General features: G+C 67.8%; 26 protein-coding genes, 1 tRNA gene and 2 pseudogenes. 17 read left to right on the plus strand and 12 right to left on the minus strand.

Annotation, left to right across the window (positions count from 1 at the left end; genetic code table 11):
- Nucleotides 1-86 precede the first annotated feature (86 nt).
- Nucleotides 87-863 carry a glucose 1-dehydrogenase gene (locus FBZ33_RS07410; protein WP_099857187.1) on the plus strand — a complete coding sequence of 259 codons (777 nt, stop codon included), beginning with the start codon at nucleotides 87-89 and terminating at the stop codon, nucleotides 861-863.
- 117 nt (nucleotides 864-980) lie between these two features.
- On the opposite strand, the gene FBZ33_RS07415 is transcribed toward FBZ33_RS07410, so the two are convergent.
- The gene (locus tag FBZ33_RS07415; RefSeq protein ID WP_007457244.1) at nucleotides 981-1412 is read right to left on the minus strand and encodes an SsgA family sporulation/cell division regulator; all 432 of its coding nucleotides are present in this window, start codon (nucleotides 1410-1412) and stop codon (nucleotides 981-983) included.
- A 294-nt stretch (nucleotides 1413-1706) separates the two neighbouring features.
- Between FBZ33_RS07415 and FBZ33_RS07420 the strand changes: the two genes are divergently transcribed.
- The 3 genes from FBZ33_RS07420 to FBZ33_RS07430 all read left to right on the plus strand — a co-directional run bounded on the left by FBZ33_RS07420 (nucleotide 1707) and on the right by FBZ33_RS07430 (nucleotide 2903).
- Nucleotides 1707-2303, plus strand: a complete 597-nt coding sequence (locus FBZ33_RS07420; RefSeq protein WP_255508746.1) for a TIGR02611 family protein — start codon at nucleotides 1707-1709, stop codon at nucleotides 2301-2303.
- Between the two features lie 50 nt (nucleotides 2304-2353).
- Nucleotides 2354-2425, plus strand: a tRNA-Val gene (locus FBZ33_RS07425).
- A gap of 142 nt (nucleotides 2426-2567) precedes the next feature.
- Nucleotides 2568-2903 carry a hypothetical protein gene (locus FBZ33_RS07430; protein ID WP_185755232.1) on the plus strand — a complete coding sequence of 112 codons (336 nt, stop codon included), beginning with the start codon at nucleotides 2568-2570 and terminating at the stop codon, nucleotides 2901-2903.
- A 44-nt stretch (nucleotides 2904-2947) separates the two neighbouring features.
- Here the strand turns inward: FBZ33_RS07430 and FBZ33_RS07435 are convergent, their stop codons facing one another.
- The 4 genes and pseudogenes from FBZ33_RS07435 to FBZ33_RS07450 all read right to left on the minus strand — a co-directional run bounded on the left by FBZ33_RS07435 (nucleotide 2948) and on the right by FBZ33_RS07450 (nucleotide 6293).
- Complete coding sequence (locus tag FBZ33_RS07435; protein ID WP_141908464.1) at nucleotides 2948-4168, minus strand: site-specific integrase; 1221 nt, start codon at nucleotides 4166-4168, stop codon at nucleotides 2948-2950.
- Nucleotides 4168-4365: an excisionase family DNA-binding protein gene (locus tag FBZ33_RS07440; RefSeq protein ID WP_107075187.1), complete on the minus strand. Its 198-nt coding sequence runs from the start codon at nucleotides 4363-4365 to the stop codon at nucleotides 4168-4170. Before FBZ33_RS07440 ends, FBZ33_RS07435 begins: the two co-directional genes overlap by 1 nt.
- Nucleotides 4362-5641: pseudogene (locus FBZ33_RS33275) on the minus strand (replication initiator); the annotation flags it as partial. The pseudogene FBZ33_RS33275 and the gene FBZ33_RS07440, both read right to left, overlap by 4 nt.
- A 397-nt stretch (nucleotides 5642-6038) precedes the next feature.
- Nucleotides 6039-6293, minus strand: coding sequence for a hypothetical protein (locus tag FBZ33_RS07450; protein ID WP_141908465.1), 255 nt, complete (start codon nucleotides 6291-6293; stop codon nucleotides 6039-6041).
- A 30-nt stretch (nucleotides 6294-6323) separates the two neighbouring features.
- Between FBZ33_RS07450 and FBZ33_RS07455 the strand changes: the two genes are divergently transcribed.
- From FBZ33_RS07455 to FBZ33_RS07470, 4 genes and pseudogenes are all read left to right on the plus strand, one after another.
- On the plus strand, nucleotides 6324-6599 hold the full coding sequence (locus tag FBZ33_RS07455) for a hypothetical protein (protein WP_141908466.1): 276 nt from the start codon (nucleotides 6324-6326) through the stop codon (nucleotides 6597-6599).
- A gap of 1024 nt (nucleotides 6600-7623) precedes the next feature.
- Entirely contained in the window at nucleotides 7624-7947 is a 324-nt protein-coding gene (locus FBZ33_RS07460) for a transposase (RefSeq protein ID WP_141908092.1), read from the plus strand.
- Nucleotides 7944-8840 carry an IS3 family transposase gene (locus FBZ33_RS07465; protein WP_185755211.1) on the plus strand — a complete coding sequence of 299 codons (897 nt, stop codon included), beginning with the start codon at nucleotides 7944-7946 and terminating at the stop codon, nucleotides 8838-8840. The genes FBZ33_RS07460 and FBZ33_RS07465 overlap by 4 nt, the downstream gene beginning before the upstream one ends.
- A gap of 57 nt (nucleotides 8841-8897) precedes the next feature.
- Nucleotides 8898-9185 (plus strand): annotated as a pseudogene (locus FBZ33_RS07470) (DUF4279 domain-containing protein); the annotation flags it as partial.
- Nucleotides 9186-9383: 198 nt separating this feature from the next.
- Here the strand turns inward: FBZ33_RS07470 and FBZ33_RS07475 are convergent.
- The 7 genes from FBZ33_RS07475 to FBZ33_RS07505 all read right to left on the minus strand — a co-directional run bounded on the left by FBZ33_RS07475 (nucleotide 9384) and on the right by FBZ33_RS07505 (nucleotide 15324).
- Nucleotides 9384-9821, minus strand: coding sequence for a hypothetical protein (locus FBZ33_RS07475; RefSeq protein WP_221629438.1), 438 nt, complete (start codon nucleotides 9819-9821; stop codon nucleotides 9384-9386).
- Nucleotides 9822-10265: 444 nt separating this feature from the next.
- A complete protein-coding gene (locus FBZ33_RS07480) occupies nucleotides 10266-10520 on the minus strand; it encodes a hypothetical protein (RefSeq protein ID WP_255508748.1) in 255 nt (84 codons plus the stop codon).
- Nucleotides 10517-10789: a UTRA domain-containing protein gene (locus FBZ33_RS07485; RefSeq protein ID WP_099851645.1), complete on the minus strand. Its 273-nt coding sequence runs from the start codon at nucleotides 10787-10789 to the stop codon at nucleotides 10517-10519. The genes FBZ33_RS07480 and FBZ33_RS07485 overlap by 4 nt, the downstream gene beginning before the upstream one ends.
- Nucleotides 10790-10997: 208 nt before the next feature.
- Nucleotides 10998-12260 (minus strand): Gfo/Idh/MocA family protein, encoded by a 1263-nt coding sequence (locus FBZ33_RS07490; protein WP_141908469.1) that lies wholly within the window; start codon nucleotides 12258-12260, stop codon nucleotides 10998-11000.
- Nucleotides 12261-12270: 10 nt separating this feature from the next.
- A complete protein-coding gene (locus FBZ33_RS07495; RefSeq protein WP_141908470.1) occupies nucleotides 12271-13077 on the minus strand; it encodes a carbohydrate ABC transporter permease in 807 nt (268 codons plus the stop codon).
- Complete coding sequence (locus FBZ33_RS07500; protein WP_141908471.1) at nucleotides 13074-14015, minus strand: carbohydrate ABC transporter permease; 942 nt, start codon at nucleotides 14013-14015, stop codon at nucleotides 13074-13076. Before FBZ33_RS07500 ends, FBZ33_RS07495 begins: the two co-directional genes overlap by 4 nt.
- Complete coding sequence (locus tag FBZ33_RS07505; RefSeq protein ID WP_141908472.1) at nucleotides 14008-15324, minus strand: ABC transporter substrate-binding protein; 1317 nt, start codon at nucleotides 15322-15324, stop codon at nucleotides 14008-14010. The genes FBZ33_RS07500 and FBZ33_RS07505 overlap by 8 nt, the downstream gene beginning before the upstream one ends.
- A gap of 153 nt (nucleotides 15325-15477) precedes the next feature.
- Here FBZ33_RS07505 and FBZ33_RS07510 point away from each other — a divergent pair, with 153 nt between their 5' ends.
- From FBZ33_RS07510 to FBZ33_RS07545, 9 genes are all read left to right on the plus strand, one after another.
- Nucleotides 15478-16536, plus strand: coding sequence for an ROK family transcriptional regulator (locus tag FBZ33_RS07510; RefSeq protein WP_185755235.1), 1059 nt, complete (start codon nucleotides 15478-15480; stop codon nucleotides 16534-16536).
- Between the two features lie 105 nt (nucleotides 16537-16641).
- Nucleotides 16642-17886 carry a family 16 glycosylhydrolase gene (locus tag FBZ33_RS07515; protein WP_185755236.1) on the plus strand — a complete coding sequence of 415 codons (1245 nt, stop codon included), beginning with the start codon at nucleotides 16642-16644 and terminating at the stop codon, nucleotides 17884-17886.
- Between the two features lie 98 nt (nucleotides 17887-17984).
- On the plus strand, nucleotides 17985-18140 hold the full coding sequence (locus FBZ33_RS32635; RefSeq protein ID WP_185755237.1) for a hypothetical protein: 156 nt from the start codon (nucleotides 17985-17987) through the stop codon (nucleotides 18138-18140).
- A gap of 323 nt (nucleotides 18141-18463) precedes the next feature.
- The gene (locus FBZ33_RS07520; protein ID WP_141908475.1) at nucleotides 18464-18973 is read left to right on the plus strand and encodes a hypothetical protein; all 510 of its coding nucleotides are present in this window, start codon (nucleotides 18464-18466) and stop codon (nucleotides 18971-18973) included.
- Between the two features lie 529 nt (nucleotides 18974-19502).
- A complete protein-coding gene (locus FBZ33_RS07525; protein WP_141908476.1) occupies nucleotides 19503-20075 on the plus strand; it encodes an RNA polymerase sigma factor in 573 nt (190 codons plus the stop codon).
- Entirely contained in the window at nucleotides 20072-21217 is a 1146-nt protein-coding gene (locus FBZ33_RS07530; protein ID WP_141908477.1) for a hypothetical protein, read from the plus strand. The genes FBZ33_RS07525 and FBZ33_RS07530 overlap by 4 nt, the downstream gene beginning before the upstream one ends.
- Nucleotides 21218-21358: 141 nt before the next feature.
- On the plus strand, nucleotides 21359-21742 hold the full coding sequence (locus FBZ33_RS07535) for a hypothetical protein (protein ID WP_141908478.1): 384 nt from the start codon (nucleotides 21359-21361) through the stop codon (nucleotides 21740-21742).
- Nucleotides 21743-21813: 71 nt separating this feature from the next.
- Complete coding sequence (locus FBZ33_RS07540; protein WP_141908479.1) at nucleotides 21814-22215, plus strand: VOC family protein; 402 nt, start codon at nucleotides 21814-21816, stop codon at nucleotides 22213-22215.
- 337 nt (nucleotides 22216-22552) lie between these two features.
- Complete coding sequence (locus FBZ33_RS07545) at nucleotides 22553-23017, plus strand: hypothetical protein (RefSeq protein ID WP_141908480.1); 465 nt, start codon at nucleotides 22553-22555, stop codon at nucleotides 23015-23017.
- Nucleotides 23018-23200 lie beyond the last annotated feature (183 nt).

The raw sequence follows: 23200 nt of genomic DNA on the forward strand, positions 1-23200 counted from the left end.
TAGCGCCGTCCGGTCCGCGGTCCGCCCGGCGCACCGCCGGCCGCCTACCCGGCCGGCGGCCTCCGCCGACTCGCGATGGGATGGGCATGACGCAGCTGTTCTCGGTCGAAGGCAAGACGGTCCTGGTCACCGGTGGTTCGCGGGGGATCGGTCTGATGATCGCCCAGGGGTTCGTCCGGGCCGGCGCCCATGTGATCATCTCGTCCCGCAAGGCGGACGTCTGTGAGGCGGTCGCCAAGGAACTCTCCGCCGAGGGCCGCTGCGAGGCCATCCCCGCCGACCTGGGCGACGACAGCGGCGCCGAGGCGCTGGCCGCCGCCGTACGCGAGCGCTTCGGTCGCCTCGACGTGCTGGTCAACAACGCCGGCGCCACCTGGGGCGCGCCGTTGGAGGGCTACCCGGAGGCGGCGTTCGACAAGCTCTGGGCGGTCAACGTCAAGGCCGTCTTCCGGCTCACCACCGCGCTGCTGCCGGCGCTACGCGCCGCCGCCAGCGCCGACGACCCGGCCCGCGTGATCAACATCGGGTCGATCGACGGCATCCGGGTGCCGTGGATGGAGGTGTACGCGTACTCGGCCACGAAGGCGGCAGTGCACATGCTCACCCGCAGCCTGGCCCACCAACTGGCCAGCGAGCAGATCACCGTCAACGCGATCGCGCCCGGCCCGTTCGAGAGCAAGATGATGGCGTTCGCACTGGACGACCCGGAGAGCCGGGCCGCCATCGAGCAGCAGGTGCCGCTGGGCCGGATCGGCCGCCCCGAGGACATGGCCGGCACCGCCATCTACCTGTCGTCGCGCGCCGGCGCGTACCTCACCGGCGCGGTCATCCCCGTCGACGGCGGCATCACCACGCACGGCTGAGCACCGGCTGACCCGGGTCGGGCTGCCCGCGTACACCTTCGGTGTGTGCCGGGGCCGCGCGGACTCGGCAGATCCGCGCGGCCCCGGTGTGGCCGGTGTTGCCCGTTCGGGCGGTGCTCAGCGACCGGCGAGCAGCCGGTTCACCGCCGTGTCGACGTCCAGGTGCTCGGCCTCACGGCCGCGCGGGACGACGACGTACGTCCGTCGAAGGAAACGCACCAGGACGCTGCGCGGCACCTCGAAGAGGGCGTTGCCGTCCGGTGACGAGAGGGCCAGCGCGACGAAGTCACCGCGCGGTGTGGCCCAGGGCCAGACCCGCACATCCCCGATGCCGGCTGGCTCGTCCAGGCCGGTGACCAGCAGTTCGCGGGCAAAGGACCAGCTCACCGCCTCGCCGCCGGCAGATTCGGCGTGGAACAGGACATGGACCGCATACGGGTCAGCAGGGTCGTAACGCAGACTGGCACGCACCGGCAAGGCGGTGGCGTCAGGTGCGACGAGCCTTAGCGACGTCTCGACCTCTACGGTCGTCGGTCGGATGACACTCATGGACGTTCTCCCCCCGGCACCGCTGCGGAACGCGCGTGTCCCGCTTTTCCCATACTCAGGTGCTACTCCTGGCTACGCTCCGCCATACGCTGACTTCACCCAGTGGTGGGAAGGGGGACGGAAAGGCCGCGTGAATACGAGGATTCGCGTAGAATTTCCGGTTCTGCCCAGTGCGTGATCCCGCCCGGCATCGGGTGGTTCAGTCGTCGACTTACTCCGGTAACGTCCAGTCGGCCGTTGCAGTGACGGGCCCGAGCGACACTGGGGGGTGAAATGGTGACGAAGAGATCCTCTATGGATCCGTCGGCGGCTCCCGGCCCGCCGAACGTCGCGGTCCGAGCAGCCGAACAGCGGGGGTACGCAGTGCCGATGGAGCAGCCCGAACGGGCCGGTCGGCCGGCGCCCGATGCCGATCATCCGAACGGCCGAGGCGCGGACCGGTCAGCTGTTGGCACCGGCGGTGGCAGCACCGTCGTGCAGGACCCGCCACGCCGCCCCCGCTGGCGGGAGCGGATCAGGGTGACTCTCGATCTCATCCGGGCCAACCCCACCGGCCGGATCGCACTCAAGATCTTCATCTCGATCGCCGGGGCGCTCGTGGTGACCATCGGCATCGCTCTCATTCCCCTGCCCGGTCCAGGCTGGCTGCTGGTGATCGCCGGGCTGGGCATCTGGGCCGTCGAATACCACTGGGCGCGCCGGCTGCTCGGCTTCACCCGCCGACATGTCCACGGATGGACACAGTGGGTGACCAGACAGTCACTGATGGTGCGAATCGTGCTCGGCTCCGTCGGCCTCGTTTTCGTGGGCGCCGTGGTCTGGCTGTCCCTCAAGTACAGCCTCGGCATCGACGTGGTGGCCGAGGCGATGCACTACCTCGCGACGCACTGACCCCGGATTTCCGGTCCGGTTCCACGATCGGGTAGAGTCAGTGGCGCTGAGGGCGATTAGCTCAGTGGGAGAGCGCTTCGTTCACACCGAAGAGGTCGCTGGTTCGATACCAGCATCGCCCACTCTCAGTTCGTGCAGTCAAAGGTCATTCCCAGTCATTGGGGGTGGCCTTTTTGCTGCCTGTACAGCAGCTAAGTACAGCAGCTAAGTACAGCAACCACGGTCGTTGGGTCTGTGTGTGGTGCAGCCGGGAGGGTGGTGAACGTGACGGACGTGCTGAATGTTGAAGACCTTCGCCAGGTGTTCGGCGTGCTGCTGGACATGGTGGAGGAGCGGTTCGGCGCGGAGATCGATCTTTCGGGCGTCGGTGTCGATCTCTACTGGAACGTCGACCTGGCGACCGCGTTCGACCTGAGAGACCTTCCGGAATCGGGGATCGACGTCGGGCAGTGCAGTGACGACGTGGCAGAGCTACATGCACTGCTGCGCCGTCCGGCAGATCACGTGCCGGTGCTCTGGCACGACCTGCAACACCTGGCCGGTGTTCTGAGGCTGCTGGCCTATCTCGACCTGCCAGCCGGCAACGCTAGCGAGAGTTGAAGGAGCACCAGCGTCACCGCTGCCCGGCTTGGCCGACTGGTGGGTCAGCGGCCGAGAGAATCGCCGAGCCGCTTGAGTGCGTCGCGGGTCGCCTTAGACGAGACCTGGGTGTAGATCTCCATCGTCACCGAGAAGCGGGCATGCCGGAGCACCTGCATGGCGACTCGCGGGTGGACGTCCAGGTCTGCTAGCAACGTGGCGCAGGTGCGGCGTGCGTCGTGGACGGTGATCGGGCGGACCTTTGCTTTGTCGCACCGGGCTTGCCAGGAGCGCTGGAAGTTGCGCGGCTCGATGGGTGTGCCATAGCGCGTGGTGGATGCCAGGCCGTTCTCGTGCCATGCGTTGCCTGCGGATGCTTCTGTCTCGTTGCGTTGATCGCGCCGCAGCTTAAGTGCGGTCAGGCAGATGTCGGGAAGGGGGAGTGTGGCGTCCGAAGCCTGGGTCTTGGTGTCTCTGTGCAGAAGTTGCCCGCGCACGCGTTGCAGTTGACGACCGATCGCCAGCTCCCCAGCGTTGAGGTCGACGTCCTCCCACGTCAGTCCCAGAGCCTCGCCCTTGCGCAGGCCGGTCACGAGGACCAGGGCGTAGGCGGCGTAGAGCGGGTCCTCGTCTGCGCGGGCCGATTCGAGAAACCTGCGCGCCTCGTCGCTCGACCACGACTTGCCTCGTCGACGACGGACGGTTGCCAGGGTGACCGCCACGGCCGGGTTCTTGGAGATGAGGTCTTCGGCTTGGGCGTGAGTGAGGGCAGCCCGCAGTGCGGCCCGGATGTCGCTGACCGTGCGCGTCGACGGGACGGCCTGACAACAGCGGCCGACCGCGCAGCAGTGGCGTTTCTCCTTGGGCCGTGCGGCGTCCTTGCCCTGGGCGCAGCACTGGCAGGTGCGGGCCACCTGGTTGATCCAGGTCTGCACGTCCCGCGACTGAAGCCGGTCCAGCCGCTTTGCTCCGAGGCCGGGGGAGATGTAGCGGCGAACGAACGTCTCGTAGGTGGCGTAGGTCAGGGGCGCGCGGTTCGGTTGGATGATTTCGTTGAGCCAGTAGGTGAGGAAGCTGTCGACCGTCGGAACGCTCGTCGCCACTGGCCCGGCCTTGGCCTGCTGGTGCAACTTGATCCACTTGTCGTGCACAGCTTCGCGGGTCTTGCCGTAGACGTACTTCCGGGTGCGCCTGCCGTCCGGCTTGGTGACCCAGACGTATGCGGCGAAGCCGTTGCGGTAGGGGAAGATGGAGCCCTCGCCGTTAGCTCGTGTGCGTCCGGGCATCAGGCGGCCTCCTGGCGCTCGACCTGTTCGCGGATGTAGTCGTCGACCCACTCCGGGAGGATGCGGCGGTACTTGCCGTCCTTGATAGAGCGCAGCTCGCCGGTAGCGATCTTCATCTTGACCTTGGAGATGCCGAAGCCGAGCAGGACGGCGACCTCGGCAGGGGAGTACCAGCGGGGGCGGAGATCGTGGGTCATGCGGCGGCCACGGTGAGCCAGGCTTCGTGGGCAAGTTCTTCCCGGCCGATGCGTCTGGCCTGCCGGCGCTGCGCGGCGACGGTGTTGGCCAGGAGTGCGTCGCCTTCGCTGAGCCACCCGGAGCCGGCGTAGGTAAGGATGCCGACGGTGACGGTGCCGGGGTTGTCGTCGTTCTCCTCGCGGCGGTGATGGCGCGGGTGTCGCGGAGTAGGCCGAAGGTGACCGAGTAGCGGCGTGCCTTGGTAAGGAAGTGGCCGCCGAGACCGAGCATGTGCGCCCAGCGGCGCAGTCTGGCGTAGGCGTTCGGTTGGGTGTCAAGGCTGTCTTGACGGTCGTCCGCCGTTGTGGCGCCGCTGGCGGTGTCGGTGCCGGTGGGCCGTCCGAGGTGCCAGCAGGCGTCGATGAGGCGGGCGAGGTGGTCGCCTTCCGGGTCGGCGTAGTCGTCGATCGTGGCCGGGGTGAGCCGGACGAAGGAGCGTCCGGTGGATTCGGTGGCCTTGGTGGCGTACTTGGCCAGGTAGGCGGCCACCTTGCCATCGGTCAACTCGCCGTCGGCGGCGTTGATCCGTCGCACGTCGACCTGCTCGCCCCAGGCCACCACCCAGCCCTGCGGCCGGTCGAGATGCGGAGGTGTGGTGACGACGATCTGCCGGGCGGCGGTATGGACTGCGGCGTCCAGATCGTCGATGGTGATGCCGACCGGCGGCGGGACGAGAGCATCCGGGTCAGGGCCGACACCGTCGAGGCGTAGCAGGGCGTGGAAGTGCACGGCCACCCTTCTCTGCATCTCGGCGACCTTGCCGTGCGATACCCGCACCGGCGGCAACCGGCGCACCTTGCCGGAGCCGGTGACAACCTGGACGAAGGGGATGTCGCGTCGGCGGCAGAGGGCGGCGAGGTGACGTTCGATGGCCTGCTTGGTGCGCCGCCACGATTTGCCGGAGAAGTAGTTCCAGACGGCCTGGTGCTGGTGGTCGTAACAGTCCAGGCACAACGGCTGCCCGAGCCGCGGATCGTCGGCGTCGTGGCGGGCGAAGCACGCCGCGGGCTGCCCGTGCTGGCAGTTGCCGGCGGCACCTTGGGCGCGGCAGGGAGCGGGCCGGCAGTCGCAGCGCTGTCGGGTAGCGCAGGTGTGGCGGGCGACCTGCCGATGGTGGACCGCGCCAAAGGACGGGGCGGTGAAGGTGGCGAAGACGACCGGGTGCCGGCCGACCGAGTCGGGTACGCCCTTGCCGCCGGTCAGGCCGCAGCGGACGACCTGGTAGGCGTCACCGGCGGGGTGAGAGGTGGGCCGGCAGCCGGCCGGGCCGCGCGGCCACGAGCCCGCGCGGCGCAGGGGAGCGCACGCCGGCCGCGTCGGCGAGCTGGCGGCAGTCGCGGGTTGCGGCTACTGCGCCTCCGGCGGGGGCGCTCCGGCTCCAGGATGGCCGGGGCTCCGCCGGCGGGTCACGGTCCGTGGGTGGTTGCGGTAGGCCATCCCGCCCGCCATCGACCTGGGCGAGCCGAGCAGACCGCCGCCCGACCCGCCAGCGTCCGAACCTGCGTCAAGGTCCGCTTGACGTGGCGGGCCGGGCGGCGGCCCGCTCCCCGTGCAGGCGGGTCGATGGCAGACGGGATGGCGAGTTCGACGGCGTCTGCTGTGCCGCCTGCTGTCCGGCGGTGGCGGCCGGTGCCTACCGGTCGGTCGTTGCGCGAGCGATCAGGGGAGGTCGGTGGTCGGGCAGGACGACGATGAACTGCCACGGTCCGTGCTCGACCCTGGCAAGCCCGACCGATCCGTTGACGCTAAGCGCCGCGATCAGGGCGGGGCTGCCTTCGACGATTCGGTCCAGCTCGGCGTAGTGCTTGGCCAGGCTGGCGGCGGGGCCGTTGATCCATAGCTTGATCTCGGCACCTCGGCGCAGGGCGTCGAGCAGTTCCTCGCGCATTGGTCCCGCCGCAGCCGCTAGGACCCGGTCGTGCAGGCGTTCCTGTCCGCAGGATCGGGTCGGGGCGGCGACGGCCTGCTGTCGGCAGGCGGGGCAGGCCGAGGCGTCCTCACGGTCGAAGAGGTGCCGATACAACTCGATCTGTTCCTCGACGAGGCCGCACAGGGTTTCCCCGTCGCCCCAAGCGTGCTGCACACCGGGTGTGAGCGGCTGGATCGCAGCGCCGAACTGGGCCGGGACCCGTGCCGTGGCGAACGACCAGCCTTTTTGATCAGCAGACGTCACGGCGCGAGGTTACCGACCTAAGGCCTGAGGCGTTACACCTCAGCCGCCAGGACCCAAGGTCAGACGCGGGCAAAGAGCCTCCCGGCAGTGCCGGGGCACATAGGGGGCACAAGATGACGCGAAACGCCCTCAAGCAGCGATCAACACTGGCAACCCGGAATGCCGTGTGAGCAGGTGTTGAGCGTCGTCGCCGCTGGTGGCGGAGTAGCGGCTCTTAGTTCCGCTTCAACGTCTGATACTCGGGCTGGGTGGCCAACTGGGTGACGACGGGCGCGGGCAAGGCCGGACGTCCGTGGACTGCGGTGGACGGTTCAGATAGCTCAGCCCAGCGACTGGCGCAGCTCATAGCCGGCTGGTAGTTCCTTCGGGACGAAGCGGTCGAGGCTGAGGGGGTGAGGTGGGGATCGCTGTCGTGGCAGCATACGGCGGTGACCTTTGATGATGCCCTATACCTGGATGCCTTTGTCGACTACAGCAGGGGGCATCATTTCGTTCGGCTTGACGTCGAAGTTCCAGCGGAGACTCTGACGGAAGGGTTGGCCGGTCCCGATGACGACGTGCCGCACGGCTCATTGTGGTTGTCGGCGGACCGGGCGGAGGCACTGGCGAGGTCGTTGCTCAGTTGCGCGGCAGAGGTGAGGGAGCAGAGCTGCAGGCGCGACGCGTGAGTGACTAACCGGGTGACGATCGGGTTGGATGCTGACGGACGAGCATGGACACCGGAGGACTCATCCGGCAGTTCAGCGCCTGTGAAACAGCAGGTCAACGATCCCTGTTGGTTGCCTGGGGGTCAAGGGGTCGGCGTCGGCCGACGACGTTGGGGCACGGTTGCCGGGCCACGACCGAGCACACTGAGATGCATGAGGACCATGGCGACGTTCCGCCTTCGTGGTGGCGGGGAGCGTACCGCTGCGCATGTGACGCAACTCCTGGGCATTCAACCGAGCGACGTGTTCGAGGCGGGCACACCGGTCGGCTCCCGAAGTGTGGGCCTGCCCCGTTTTGACGGACATCCGAGATCAGGGGACCTGGGGTCTCCGGGAGGATGTCCATCATCATGGAGAGCATGGGGAAGAAGCGGCCGCGGCCTCGGCGTTCGTTCACGCCGGAGTTCAAGGCCGAGATCGTCGAGTTGTGCCAGCGTGGTGACCGCACGCTTCGGCAGGTCAGCCAGGATTTTGATCTGACCGAGACGGCGGTGCGTGAGTGGGTCAAGCAGGCCGAACTCGACACCGGCGTCCGCGCCGACGGGCTGACCACCGACGAACGGGCCGAACTCGCACAGCTGCGCAAAGAGAACCGCAGGCTGCGCGAAGACGTCGATGTGCTCAAACGGGCGACGGCTTTCTTCGCGAAGGAGACCCGGTGAACGTCTTCCCGTTCATCGCCGCGGAGCAGGCCGGCAAGCACAACGTCAAACGTGCCTGCGAACTGCTCGAGGTCTCCCGATCCGCCTACTACCAGCAGAAAGCCGGCACCCAGTCGCAGCGCGAGCGGGTCGATGCGCAGCTCACCGACAAGATCACCGTGCTGCACGAACGGTCCAAGGGCACCTACGGGGCGCCGCGGATCCACGCTGACCTCACCGAACAGGGGCTACGGCACGGCCGTAAACGCGTCGCCCGGCTAATGCGCACCGCCGGACTCGCCGGCAAGAGCCCACGCCGCTGGCGCACGACCACAATCCCGGATCGGGCCGCCGGGCTCCGACCTGACCTGGTCGGCCGCGACTTCCGTGTTGATCCCGGCGTAATCGATACCCGCTGGTGCGGCGACATCACCTACATCAACACCTGGCAGGGCTGGCTCTACCTGGCCACCGTCATCGATCTCGCATCACGCCGGGTCGTCGGCTGGGCCGTGGCCGACAACCTCAAGACCGACCTGGTCGACGCCGCCCTCGCCGACGCTCTCGCACGCCGCCGACCCGAGCCCGGGCTGGTGTTTCATTCCGACCGCGGCACGCAATACCTCAGCGCCCAGCACGCCCGCCTCGCACACCGTCACGACATCCGCCTGTCCGTCGGACGGCGCGGACAGTGCTGGGACAACGCAGTCGCCGAATCGTTCTTCGCCACCATCAAAACCGAACTCCTGCACCGCCAGGCCTGGCCCACCCATCAAGCCGCCCGCCAGGCCATATTCGAATACATCGAGGGCTGGTACAACACCCGCCGCCGACACTCAACCCTCGACTACCTCAGCCCTGCGGCCTTCGAGGCCACCAGCTCACAACCGCTACCGATCGACCAAGCCGCCTAACTAAGATCAACACAACGACCCTGTCCGTCGAAACGGGTCAAGCCCAGTGCGACTCGGCATGAGGAGTGCGGCTGGTTGCTCAGCAGTGCGGAGAGGCCCGAGAGCGACGTCGAGCTTGCCGAGCAGTTGGGAAGCTTGCTCGACATTTTGGAGCCGGTGGCGGACCGGCTATGGCAGCTCATCGATGGGGGCTACTGGGCGAATTGGTTTTGTTTCCTCGGCTCCCACGCTGCAGAACATGCCGTGGAGCTTGACCGTGACCTTCTCCATCGGTTGCTCAAGTTGCCGGGTGGTCTATGGCTGGACGTCTACGGGGACGACGAGGGTGATGAGGGCGACGGCTGACCATGCACGCCTGTGACGCGAACACCCACCCGGTGGTGAGTGACGAAATGAGTGACAACCAAGGCATGCAGTCACGAACGACCACGGACGTCGGTGGACTGTTGGCGCCGACGGACGAGCATGGACACCGGAGGATTCATCCGGCCGCTCAGCGCCCGTGGAACAGCAGGTCAACGATTCGTGTTGGCTGCCTGGGGGTCAAGGAGTCTCTTCAGCCTTGCCCAGAGCGTCGGCCAGATCGCCGACGAGCTTCTTGGGCCGCCGATGCCACCACCAGCCCATTCCGGGAGTGATCTGGTGGTAGCGGCTTACTGCGAGGCCGCCATCCTCAATCGTGGCGGCTCGGAAACGCTCGTCCAGCGGTTGCAGCATCGAGTGCCAGCATGACCGGACGGGGTGAGTCACCTGGGGCCACGCCTTAGCTAGCCAGTCTCTGCAGTAGAGATCATTTGTGTACTCATAAACGAGGTCGGAGTAGCCCCGCTCAACCTGGGCGACGAGCCACGCCCATTTGCCGATCATCTCCTCGATCGTGAACTCCTTGCGCCACCCTTGCTGATGGAGCGCCGAGCTGGCGGCCCGGACGGACTCCAGGTCCTCGGTACTCAAGTGGCTGTCATCAGGGTCCATGTCCACGTCGGGATGCTAGACCGGCCGTGGATCCACCGGCGGCAGCCGGGGCACACACGGGGCACAAGGCACTGTGAAACGTCGGCAACCAGCCATCAACGACGTGAGCCCAGGAGCAACCGTGACCAGCGCGCCGACCAGGTCGCAGCAGGTCAGGGAACAGTCCGTCCAGCAGATGGGGAGCAGCGGCGATGGTCATGATCAGCAGCTGTCAGTCATTGACCCGTCGTGTGGCACGTCCGGGGACAGGTAGGTAGGGCTGCCCAATGAGGACGCCGACGCGGACGATCGACGCCATGTTCTGGGTCCTTCATCGTCGCTGAATAGGTTGGGCTGCGCGGTCTGGGGGAAGGCGTTCATCGTCACCCGACCCGTACTGCGGTCGATGGCGGCCGTAGTACCGCTGTCCGCCTGCGTTGGTGTGTCGGGGCCTCTGTCGGCGCGAGTACGTCAGGCCGATTCGGTCTTGAGTCGTCCGTCTGTGTACGGCTGCGCGGGGCGTTCGAAGCAGGCGCCGGAGACCCTGGTTTCGACGGTGCGGACGTGTCGGAAGCCTTGTCCCTGGTAGTAGGCGTGCAGCCGGGTGTTCGTCGTCCAGGCGTCGAGGCGCAATCGGGTCAGCCCGGCCTCGTAGGCCCGACCGCCGGCCCAGTTGAGCATTTCGCCGCCCAGATTCGCTCCGGAGCGTTGGAGCGGGATCATCATTTTCGCCGCGTAGAGCGCGTCGGCTGGGTCGTCCTCCGGGTACCACAGCGCACGGCGCGGTCGGCGGAGAAGCCGGTGCGGATGTACAGCAGCACGGGTGTGCCGGCCGACAGGTCGAGCATCTTCGCCTCGACCGGTGTGGGCATCCTGGCCAGGATCTCGTCCTCATAGGCGACCTGCTCGTAGCCGCGGTCAGCGAGTAGCCGGGTTGTGCCCTGCGCGATGTCCTTGGGCGAAAGCAGTTCAGGTACTTCGTTGCACAGGTCCATTGGGTAGCGCGAAATCCCACGCGACCGAACAGCCGGATCTGCCGCATGGCCGTGGCGCGCCTGCCCACCGCCGACGCTATTGAGGTACGCGGTTCCACGGTGGGACCTCGCGTCAGGCCCGATCCCATGGGCCTGACGCGAGTCCATAACGTGGTTAGCTGGTTCGATTCCCGCATCGCCCACCAGGTTTGGCAGTGCGCCAGTGCGCCTACCTCGGCGTGGCGGGGCTGAGCTCGATGATGCTGCCGGTGGCGCGGGACCGCTCCGCCGCCCACACGACCCGGTGCGAGGAGATGCTTTCCTCGGGCCCGGAGGTGACCAGTGAGCGGTCCCCGGTGGCGACCGCCGCGATGAACGCCTCGATGAGTGCCGCGTCGGCGCCACCGTGCCCGTCGGCGGCCGAGGCGTCGCCGTCGGGATCCAGGTCGATGGTCTCGACGGTGTCGGTGAGGAACTCGTGGACGTGCAGGCTACGGCCGTCGCCCTCGATGCTGCCGATCGTGCCGAAGATCCGGGTCTTGCGGAAGTCGAGCGCGGTGAACGCCGTCATGGTGAAGGCGACGGTGACGCCTCCCTCATATTCGAGGCTGACCACCTGGTGATCGACGACGTCGTTGCGTCCTGTGTAGACGCAGGCGCCGTACGGGCCGTCCTCCAGGGCCTTGCGGACGCCGTCGGCGCTGACATCGTCGGTGAGGACGCTCAACGGCCATGCCTCGTGGACGGGGTCGCCGAGGAAACGCTCGTAGATCCGGATCGCGGAGTAGGCACACGACCGTTCGACCGGGCAGTCGACGCAGCGCCCGGCCGCTCCGGCCGGGCGGTTCTCCGGCCGGAAGTGGGCGAGGCCGCCGAAGGAGGAGACCCGGCGGACGGGTCGGCCGATGAGATGGCCGAGCCAGTCGATGTCGTGGCACGACTTGGCCAGCAGCATCGAGGACGACTCGGCCTCCACCGCCCAGTTGCCGCGCACGTAGCTGTGGGCGTGGTGCCACCAGCCGACCGGTTCCAGGTGATCGATACTGACGATTGCACCGATCCGCCCGGAGTCTACGAGTCGCTTGAGCGTCCGGGAGTAGGGCGTGTACCGGAGTACGTGACAGACGGCGAGGAGGACGTCGTTGTCGACGGCTGCGGCGACGATGCGTTCCGCCTGCTCGGGCAGCGGCGCCATCGGCTTCTCCAGCAGGATCGCGTAGCCGCGTTCGGCGAAGGCCACCACCGGCTCGACGTGCGCGCGATCGGGGGTCGCGACGATCACTGCGTCGGCGAGCCGGGGCTGTGCGGCGAGCTCTTCCCACGAGGCGAACCGGCGCTCCGCGGGTACGTCGAATTCATCGGCCAGTGTGCTGCGGCGGGCGGGGTCGGGATCGGCGACAGCTGCGATGGTGGCTTTGGAGGTGGCGACGGCGAGCCGCGCGTAGGCAGCGCCTCGCGCTCCGGCACCGACGATTGCCAGAGTGATGGACATCAGGTGTCTCCTATTTGATGGCGCCGGAAAGGATGCCTTTGACGAAGTGGCGCTGGAAGAAGAGGTAGAGGATGACCACGGGCACGATGACGATGATCGTTCCGGCGCTGAGCAGCGGGATGTTGCGGCCGTAGGCCTGGATGAACTTGCCGAGCCCGGACGGCGCCGTGCGCATCGCCGGGTCCTGGATGAGGATCAGCGCGAGCAGGAACTGGTTCCACGCCCACATGAAGTAGAGAAGGCCGAGAGTGGTGAGCGCCGGCCGGGCGGTGGGCAGCAGGACCCGGCGCAGGATCTGCCTGCTGGACGCGCCGTCCATCTCGGCGGCCTCGATGAGCTCCGGGGGCAGCGACTCGAAGTGACTGCGCATCCAGAACACCCCGAACGGCATGAACGCCCCGATGAGCGGCAGGATGACCGCCCAGTAGGTGTTGAGGAGACCGATCGACTTGAGGTCGTAGTAGAGCGGGATGACGATCGACTCGTACGGCAGGGCCAGACCTAGCATGAGCAACGCGAAGATCGGCCCCCGGACGGCGAGCCGCATCATCGCCAGCCCGTATCCGGCGAGCGTCGCGAGCACCAATGCGAGGGGTACGACGCCGAGCGCGATGATCAGACTGGACCGCATGAGGTCCGCGAACCCGCCGGTCGACCAGGCGTCGACGTAGTTGTGCCACTGCGGATCCGACGGCCACGCGAGGCCCGGGCTGAGATTGTCCTGTGGTTGCAGCGACGCGGCGAGGATCGCGTAGAAGGGAACGAGCACCGAGGCTGTGGCAGCCAGCAGCGACAACCGGGTCAGCGACCGGATCATGGCTTCTCCCGGGTGAGGCGGTTCAGGGCGAACATGACCGCGCAGGTCAACAGGGACAGGACGACGGCGAGCGCACAGGCGGTGCCGACCTGCCCTGCGGTGAAGGTCAGCCGGTAGATGGCGACACCGGGCACCATGGTCGACTCGCCGGGGCCGCCGCCGGTCATCACGTAGACGACGTCGAAGCTGGCCAGGGCGGCGATCACGGTGACGGTCGCCGCCACCGACATTTCCCGGCGCAGACCCGGCACGGTGACGTGCCAGAACTCGTGAATCGCGCCGGCGCCGTCGAGCCGGGCGGCTTCGTACAGGGCCGGATCGATCTTGCCGATTCCGGAGTACAGCAGCAGGAAACAGAGCCCGGTCGAGACCCAGGTCCCGACGACTCCGACCGCCGGGTAGGCCCAGGTGAAGTCACCCAGCCAGGCCCGGGTGACGTCGGACAGGCCGACCGCGCGCAGCAGCGCGTTGAACGGTCCGTCATCGTCGAAGAACAGCTTCCACACGCTGCCGACCGCTACCAGTGGAAGGATCTGCGGCAGGAATATCACGGTACGGACAAACGGCATGCCCTTCCAGGGCACGTTCGCGACCAGCGACGCCAGCACCAGGCCGAAACAGATCGGGATGACCGAGTAGAAGAGGATCAGCCCGAAGGCGTGGACCAGGGAGAGCCGCAGCGCCGGGTCGGCGAGGATCTCCCGGTAGTTGTCGAGCCCGGCCCAGGTGGCGACGCCGATCCCGTTCCAGTCCCAGAACGAGATCCACAGGCTGTGTAGCCATGGCGCGATCACGAAGGCCGCGTAGAAGAGCAGCGCCGGTGCGGTGTAGAGCAGCGGTACGTGTCGTGCCCGCGAGCGCCGGGCCCGCACCGACGTCGCGGATGCAACGACGGTACGGTCCCGGACGGTCGCGCGATTCGCGAGGCTGTCAGCCATGCGTCTTGGCCCAGTCGGACTGGACGGCTCGGATGAACGTGGCGGCGTCGACCTTGCCCGCGATCAGCTTCTGGGTCTCGGCGACCAGCGTGTCGTTCATGGTCGCGGTGGCGTTGTTGTTGAACCCGATGAGCCCGTCATCGGCGTTGACCTTGTTCCACGCGGCGATCAGGTCGGCGGAGATGGTGCCGGGCTCGGCGGTCACCGTCGAGGTGTCGGAGGGCAGGAAGCCCTGCGCGAACGAGGCCTTGGCCGCCTCCGGGCCGCGCAGGAAGTCCAGGAAGGCGGCGGCGGCCTGCGCGTTCTTCGACTTCCGCGAGATCCCGTACGCGACCGACGTGCCGATGGCGGTGGCCTTGGGGCCGGGGAAGGGCACGAAGCCCGCGTCGCCGCGCAGCGCGTCGCCGATCTTCTTCGAGTCCCAGGAACCGTCCACGAAGAAGACGCCGTCGCCCTTGGTGAACTTGTCCACCGCGCCTTGGAGGTCGATGCCGTTGGCGTCCTTGGAGTAGTAGCCCTTCGTACCCCAGTCGGTGATGCTCTGGGCGCCCTTGGCGTTCCCGGCGGTGTCGAAGGTGGACCCGCCCTCTCCGAAGACCCACTTGGCGTACGCGGCCGGGCGGTCTGTGGACTGACCGATGAGCTGGATCGGGAAGGAGGCGTGACCCTCCTTGTTGCCGAGTTGCAGCGGGGTCTCACCGCCGGCCTTGGCCTTGGCCAGAGCGGCCTCGAGGTCCTCCAGTGAGGCCGGAGCCGCGGCGATGCCGAGCTTCTTCAACTTGGCCTTGTTGTAGTAGAGCCCGACCTGGGAGAAGGACGCGGGTGCCGCGTACAGGTCGCCCGAACCGAGGGTGGTGCCGTCCTTGGCGATCCGCCACTGGTTGAGCTGTCCGGCCGGGTACGCCGACTCCCAGCCGTACGCCTTGGCATAGGGCTGAAGGTTGAGGATCAGCTGGTCCTTGACCGTGGTGCCCACCGCGTTGAGCAGCACGATGTCGGGCGAGGTGTCGCTGGACAGGGCGAGGTTGAGCGACTTGTTGTAGTCATCGTACGTGGTGTCGACGTAGTTGATTTTGACGTTGGGGTGCTTGGCCTGGAATGCCGGGATGATGTCCTTCATGGCGGCACCCGACTCGGGGGTGGCGATCAGGTTGAGTTCCACCTGTCCGGACGGAACGCCGGTCTGGACGGCCGCGTTCGCGTCGGCGGCCGGTTCATCGCTGGATGAGCTGCCGGGTGCGCACGCTCCGAGCGCGAGAAGCACGGCGGCCGCGCTGAGCGCACTCTTCACCGATGGCATGGACTTCATGGGGGTCTCCCTGGGCAGGAGTAGTTCCGAAGGAAACTTGCGTTCGCTATAGTGAGCCGTCTACGAACGCACGTCAAGGGGCAGCGAATGACCGTAGGTGATGCTCTTCCAGGCGGGGGTCAGAGCGCCTTACGGCACCTGAACACGCGTCGTGTGCTGCGGCTTCTCTACGAGGGGCCGTCGCTGACCATCAGCGGTGTCGCCCGCGAGACCGGGCTGTCCCGCCCTACCGTGCAGGGCATCCTGACCTCGCTGGTGGAGTCTCGACTCCTGGTCCTGGACGGCTTCGACAACGCCCCGACCGGAGGGCGACCCGCCCAGCGGTACCGCTTCGCCGCGGACGCGGGCATCGTGGCCGGCCTCGACATCGGGGCGCACGCGGTGTCGGTGCGGATCGCCGACCTCGCCGGCGCGCAGGTGGCGGCCGCTCGGGCCGCCATCCACCCGGACCTGGACCCGGCCGAGCGCATCGACGCCGCTGTCAACCTGCTGCGACGGACGATGCCGGCCGACGCGCCGCGGTTGTGGGCGGCCTGTGCCGGCTCCCCGGGCATCATTGCCGACGGTGTCGTGCGGCTGAGCGTGGCCATTCCGGACTGGACCGGCACGGCGTTGGCCAAGGAGCTCACCGCCCGTCTGGACTGCCCGGTGAGCGCCGTCAAGGACGCCAACCTCGCGGTCCTGGCCGAGCACCGGGTCGGTGCCGCGCAGGGGGTCGACCACGTCCTGTACGTGCATGCCGGGCACCGCCTCGGCGTCGGCGTGCTGGTGGACGGCAGGCCGTTCGGCGGCGGCCGGGGGGCTGCCGGCGAGATCGGCCGGCACCCGGGCCTGGGCTGGGAGGTGGCACCCCGCAAGCTACTCTCCGACGCGGGGGTCGCTCCCGGCATGAACTCCCGCGAGTGGGTCTTCGCGCAGGCCAGGCGGGGGGACAAGCGCGCTGTCGAGGCCGTCGACGACTACGCGCGGGCACTCGCCGAAGGAGTGGGCGCCATGGTTCTCGCCATGGACCCGCAGTTGGTCGTGGTGGGCGGCGGCATCGCGCGCGCGGGTGAGACGGTGATGAAGCCGGTACGGCGCCACCTCGCCGAGATTCTGTACGAGTTGCCAGTTCTGGCGATCTCCGCGCTGGGAGACGACGCGGTGGCCATCGGCGCGGTCGAGACCGCCCGGGACGCGGTCCGCGCAGAGCTCTTCACCGATGGCTCTTGACAGCGGTAGGGCTCACCGGCATATTCCGAAAGAACTTTTCTTTCGTTTCCCCGGGAGTGCCTCATGGCGCATCGCTTTCGAAGAGTTCTAGCCGCCGCCGGTTCGATGATCCTCGGTGTCACCCTCGCCGGTGTCGTCACCGCGCCGCCGGCCCAGGCCGGCGACACCCCTCCCAGCCCGCTCGCCAAGCCGGGCTACACCATCGACTTCGCCGAAGAGTTCGACGTCAACACCCTCAACACGAATCGCTGGCTGCCCTACTACCTGCCGCACTGGACCTCACCGGCCAACCGGGAGCTGGGTGCCAAGGCGCGCTACACCATCGCCGACGGGGTGCTCACCCAGCGGCTCGACGCCGACACCCCGGCGTGGAATCCGCAGTACGACGGCACGGTCAAGATCTCCTCGTTCCAGACCTACAACAAGGACTACTGGCACAAGTTCAACGCCTCGATGCCGTTGAACCACCACGAGCCCGACTTCAACGGCTACACGTTCCAGTACGGCTACGTGGAGATGCGCGCCAAGAAGTCGAACGTCGGCGGAGGCGGCCACCAGGCGCTCTGGCTGGTCGGCACCGGGGACACCTCCAGCGCCTCGCGCAACCCCGAGGTCGACATGGTCGAGACGTTCTTCAACGAGCCGAACAACTGGCGGATCGCCGCCCACGGCTGGGGCGACCCGAACTTCCTCTCCAACTCGTACGCGTCGATCGCCCCCGTTCCCAGCGGGTCGCCGACCACCGAGTTCCACACGTACGGCATGGAGTGGACGCCCACCGACATCAAGTTCTACTACGACGGCCAGCTCTACCGGACGATCAACGACGCCCCGAACATGCCAATGGGGCTCATCATGGGCATCTACACCGACGCCGGCTCCGGTCGGCACAACGACGTCTGGCCCAAGACCTGGAGCGTCGACTACCTGCGCGTCTACAAGAAGGACGGCGGCTACCCGGTGTCCTATCAGCGGCTGAAGAACCGGCAGACCGGCCAGTACGTCAAGGACGACGGCAGGGGCACCGCCAAGTACGTCGCCGCTTCCGGCACCGATCAGTCCGCTCAGTGGGCCGTCGAGAACGTTGACGGCTACGTCCGGCTCAAGAACCGCGCCACCGGCAACTACCTCCACGTGGAGAACCAGACCGGCACCGTGCAGACCGGGACGGTGCCCGGCACCTACTGGTCGGCGCAGTGGAGCCAGGAGTCCGTCGACGGTCACCTACGCCTGAAGAACCGTTGGAAGGGCACCTACGCTCATACCGAGAACATGACCGGCAGCGTCCAGTACGGCGTCGCGCCCTCCGGTTGGTGGACCAGCCAATGGACGCTCGAACCCGGCTCCTGACGAACCGCGAGAGCCGCAACCAGCATCCCCCACTCTGAGTTCTCGCAGGTCAAAGGCCACCTCCCGGGTTCGGGAGGTGGCTTCTATGCTGCGCCTGGGTGCCCACCGCTGACCCGCCGGAGGGAGCGGGGATCACCCTGGCGAGGGAGGCCGGCCACCCAGTCGCGGTGCGCTGGTCGGGCCACGACCGGCTGTCGCCGGAGGACGAGGAGGCGTCGGTGGCGGCTGTGGCCGCGCAGGGTGAGACTGGGTGATGACGATGACGAAGCACGCCGTCCAGGCCGCACGGATGTTCGACGGCGAGCGCCTCGTGGACGGCGGAGTGCTGGTCCTTGCTCGACGGCCGCCGCATCGCTCCCGATGCTGATTTAGTCAGACGCGCGCCCGGATCCGGACGGCCCACCGGGGTACGACGGGTGAGCATTCACCAGATCAATCCTCGCCGGACACGATAACCCGGCGATTCGCCCCGCCGCCTCCCCGCCGACGCAATGCATCACGACCGCGACGCTCATAGCCTGTTGGAGCGGCCGGGTCTCGATCTGGACCCCAGCCGCCTGAGGAGAGAGGCAACGCTGTGCGAGCAATCCCGCTGTTCGTCGTGGCACTGGTGCTCTGCGGGTGTACTGCACCAGCCCCGCCCGCCGCCGGCCCGGCCTCGCCGGCCGGGTCGGCGCCGGTGCCGTCGTCGCCGGCCGCGTCGCCGCCGGTGCCGGCCTTCCAGCAGAGCCTGCCCGGCAGCGCCCGGCGCGAGTGCGTCGCGGTGCCCGGCGACGCCACGCTGGTGCGCTCGGGCGACTTCATCGCCGGGGACTTTGTGGAGTACCGCCGGCAATGGCATCCTGACCTCGGCCCCGACCTGGGCAAGCTGTTCTGGCTGCCGGCCCGCCCCCAGCTCAACGCCGCGCTCACCGTGACCGCGACCTCCGGCGGCCGCACCGAGACCTACAGCGCCGGCTCGCTGGCGACCAACGACGCCGGGCAGGCGATGTACCCGAGCGGCATCCCGTTGCCGGCCGCCGGAACGTGGAAGCTCGTCGCGCAGGCGGGCGACGGGTGGGGGTGCTTCGAGCTGACACTGCTCTGACCGGCGTTCGGCGCGCGCCCGGGCCCCAGCTCAGCGGACAACACCAACGCCAGTCAGCTCCGATCCCAAATGAACGGCTACGTCAAAGACGGGGCGCTCAACAGCTACCACGTCTCCTGCGCCTGTCCGACGCCGAGATCGCAACGTTCCTGATGCTGCGATTCATGCCGGCTTAATGGCGCCGTAAGCGGGACGCGTCACGGGTGTTCGTCACCTCCGGCTAGCGCGAGATGCTGTTCCGGCAGCGCCGCTCCACACGGCGCTCGGCCGACATGCTCTACCGCCTTCGGCTCGTCGACGAGATGCCCGCCACCGGGCGCACCTTCCGCACCGGTCAAGGTCGGCGACTCGAAGAAGCTGGCCGACGACGCCCGCAAGCCGTTGGCAACGCTTTGACCACGGGTGGCAGGTGCTGACCGAACGAGAGGTCGCTATTGGGCGACCGCTTGCCGTCGGACCTCGGCGCCTGAACACTTCTCCGCCTGATCGGCAATGTCAGGGTGAAGCGCGGATTTTGCCGAGGAGGGCCATGGATTCGGATGCGGATTTGATAGGCCGGTCGCTGGATGGCGATGTCGACGCCTTCGTGGAGGTGGTCGAGCGTCATGAGGCCGCCGTCGGTTCGTACCTCGTTCGCCGGGCGGGGCGGGATGCGGCTGAGGACCTCCTGGGCGAGGTTTGGGTTGCGGCGTTCGAGTCGCGGCGATCGTACGACCGGTCGTACGACGATGCGCGGCCGTGGCTGTACGGGGTGGCATTGAATCGCTTGCGGCGCTACTGGCGGTCCCGGCCGGCCGAGGACCTGGTCGCGGATGTACCGGACGTGGCTACTGGATGGGATCCGTGGTCGGCGGTGGACCTCGGCATGGACGCCCGGGCGGTGCTGCGGTCGGCCCTGACGCGGCTCAAACCCGACGAGCGGGAGGTCCTGAGGCTCGTCGCCTGGGAGGACCTGACCGCAGCCGACGCCGCGCGGGCACTCGGCATACCAGCGGGCACCGCGCGGCGGCTGCTGAGCCAGGCCAGGACGGCAGTGCGCGACGCCCCGGGGGTGTCTGCGCTTCTGAAGGACCGCAACAGCACGAAGGAGAGACACCGATGACCGACGAGCTCGATCTGGTCGGTGCGTTGGGCAGCGCAGAACCACTACGCCCGGAGGCGTATCAGCGGGCGCGGGCGGTGCTGCGGGCGGCTATGGCCGACCCCGGAACCGTGCGGCTGTTGGGCGCGATATCAGCGGAAGACACGACTATGGAGGCGACTTCAACCATGGAAACGACGACAACCACGCGGGACAACGAATCCAGCCCGGCGATTCAGCGCCGCCGCCGGATCGGTATCGCGGGCCGATTGGGCATCGGCGCCGGGGTGGGGGTTGCCGCCGCGGCGGCAGTCGTCGCTGTGGTGCTCAACTCGCCAGCGACCGGGGGCATCGAGGCCGGCAAGGATTCGTCAGCCGCCACCTCGGGCTCGACCACCGTCGACGGGTCCGCAGAGCGCGCGCCGCTGATGACCCTGGCCGGGTCCATCAAGACGGTCACCCCGTCGGCGGGCGACGCGTGGCTGGTGAAGGCGACGCAGGTCCACGGCACCAAGACCATGCAGGTCGTCTACACGCTGTACACCGACGGTCACGCGATCTATACGGGCAACAGCGTGAAGGACATCAAGCGTGCGATCGCCCGTCACCAGGACCAGATGACGGACGGCGGCTACGCTCCGCTCCTCAAGGCAGCCGTCGCCGCGGCGGACAGCAGCCCGGCCGACGGCCGGACCCAGATGCTCAAGGCAGCCAAGGATCCGCTGGTGGGCCTCGACCCCACAGCGCAGAAGGCGGTATGGGACAAGCAGCAGGCGGCCGCCCAGGTGATCATCAAGCAGAAGGGCGGCAACGCCAAGCCGAAGCCGTACAGCCCCCAGGCCGTTCAGCGGCACTTCGACAACGCCCTGTGGACCTACAGCACCCAAGCGCTGTCCGCTGGCGACGGCAACACGCAGGTCCGGGCCGGCGTGCTGCGTCTGCTGTCCACCATCTCCGCGGTCAGCGTCAAGAACTCGACCACCCACGGCAAGGCCACGCTGACGATCACCGCCGGCCCCGAGGCGTTCGGCGGCGAGGGCAGCGAGGTGCTGACCATCGACGCCACGACCGGCATGCTGGTCAAGGACATCTCCACCGTGCCGGGCCTCCCCCAGGCTTCCACGACGTACGAATCTTCCCGCGTGACGAAGGCCGACCTGTAGGCCAGAAACTCCCACCCGCCAGCATTCCGGCAGACGGGCGTATCGCGCCCGGCGTTCGATAACGGTGCGGGCCGCCCAGAGGCGGCCCGCACCGTCGTTTTGTTGTTCGCACGGCCCGCGCCTGACTGCGATGATCGACGCGTGGCGTACATCCCGGACCTGGCGCCCTATGACTACGACCCGGGCGCCCCGGACGCCATTGCCATTGGTTGGCTGGATTCGCGCATGCCCTTTACTGCAGGAGCCTGCCCGCGAGACGTTCGAGATCGCTTGGTGAGGCTCGGCGCTAAACCGGTACGGCTCATGCGTGGGTACCACTACTGCCAGTTCTGCGAGGCAGCGGTGGAGCCTCCGCGCGTGATTCGGGCCGACATTCGGCTCTACGACGCTCCCGATGTTGGGCGCGGGAGCGGCGAGATCTGGCTCACCGGAGTGGACGGGACGAACTTCGCTGCACCGGCGCTGATCGGCCACCTCTTCGGCGGCACCGAAGGCGTCAGAGTCGGTGCCCCGCAGAGGCGGTAGGGCGGGGTCCGCACATGCCGAGTTGCGGAATGCTGGCGTCCGTTCACCCGCTCACACCGTAAGGTCCGGGCATGGCTAACGCGAAGATCAGGCTCGACCACTGCGTGATCGCGGTCAGCAACTGGGAACGCTCTACGGCCTTTTATCGAGACGTCCTGGGCGCGGAAGTGGTCGACCATCCCGACGGTCACGTGGCCTACCGGTTCGGCGACCAACAGCTCAACGTCCACGGGCCGGGCCTGGATGTCGGAAAGCTGGTGGCACGGCCGCCCGTCACGCCAGGCGGCAGCGACCTATGCTTCGTTTGGCCCGGCACCACCGAGGACACGGTCGCTCATCTTCAACACCATCGCATCGAACTAGAGGCAGGGCCGGTTATCCGCAGCGGTGGAGGTGGGCGTGGCGTGAGTGTCTATTTCCGGGATCCGGACGGTTCCCTGCTGGAGCTGATCACCTACACCAAACCCTCGTAGCCGGGACTGGGCTCCGAAGATGATCAGACCCTTGGCGGCTGTCCGCGGGCCCACACATGCCACGATTCGGGCACCACGAGGCGCTTACCGCCGTTGTGACGTGAGCATCTGACCGGCGCAACGCGAGCCGGACTTGCAAGTGTCAGTTGCCGCGCAGAATCTGGTCCCGGTACTGCTGGAAGCTGTACCAGCCAGCGGTTTGAGTGGGCGCGCCGGTCAGGAACTCGCCGGTCGAGATGTCGAAGCGCACGGCCACCAACCGAGGCGCTGGACCTGCAACCTGACGTGCCCCTGGTGGGGGAAACCACTGTCGTATCCGTGTGGTGGAGTGCGTGCCATGGGTGTGCTGTACGACTACTTCCGGGCCAAGGACGACGCTGCGGCTGTCAGGTTGATGAAGGATTTCGAGGGCGGGCCGTTCGCTGTCAGCCGCGGCGGCATAGCTGTGGATGCGGTTGATCTGAAGGGCATCGAGCCGACGGTGACCCTCGGCAAGCTTGTCAGCCTCGTTCGACAGGTCGACTGGGATGTGAGCCTGGTCGGCCTTGAGTTGTTGTGGAGCGGGGACGAGCAGGACGGGCCATGGCTGATGTCGCTCCACCGGACCGCGCGGGACACCCTCGCCTCTATCAGCAACACACAGGTGCTGGAGTTGTCGGCGCAATGGGGGCGGATCGAGGATCTGGCGTGGAGCGGTCCTTTGTCGGACGACGAGATGCTGCCCGTCATCGAGAAGGTCGCCGCCCTTGCTCAGCGCGCGCGAGACGCGGGCGAGGATCTGTATTGCTGGTGCTGCCTGTGACTTACAAGGGGGCGGTGCCGGGCCCGGATAGGGGGAGCGGACTGGGAGCAACAGGGTGCCTTGATCGGCCTTGAACTGCACCCAACGGCGTCGAACGGCGCTCAACTGCACCCATCCCTACCTGCGGCTCCACGTCGCCGCAGGTCAGGGGCGGCGCGGCGTCCTGTTTCACCGCGGAGTGCT

The sequence above is a fragment of the Micromonospora sp. A202 genome, assembly GCF_006715105.1.
Lineage (GTDB): Bacteria > Actinomycetota > Actinomycetes > Mycobacteriales > Micromonosporaceae > Micromonospora > Micromonospora zamorensis.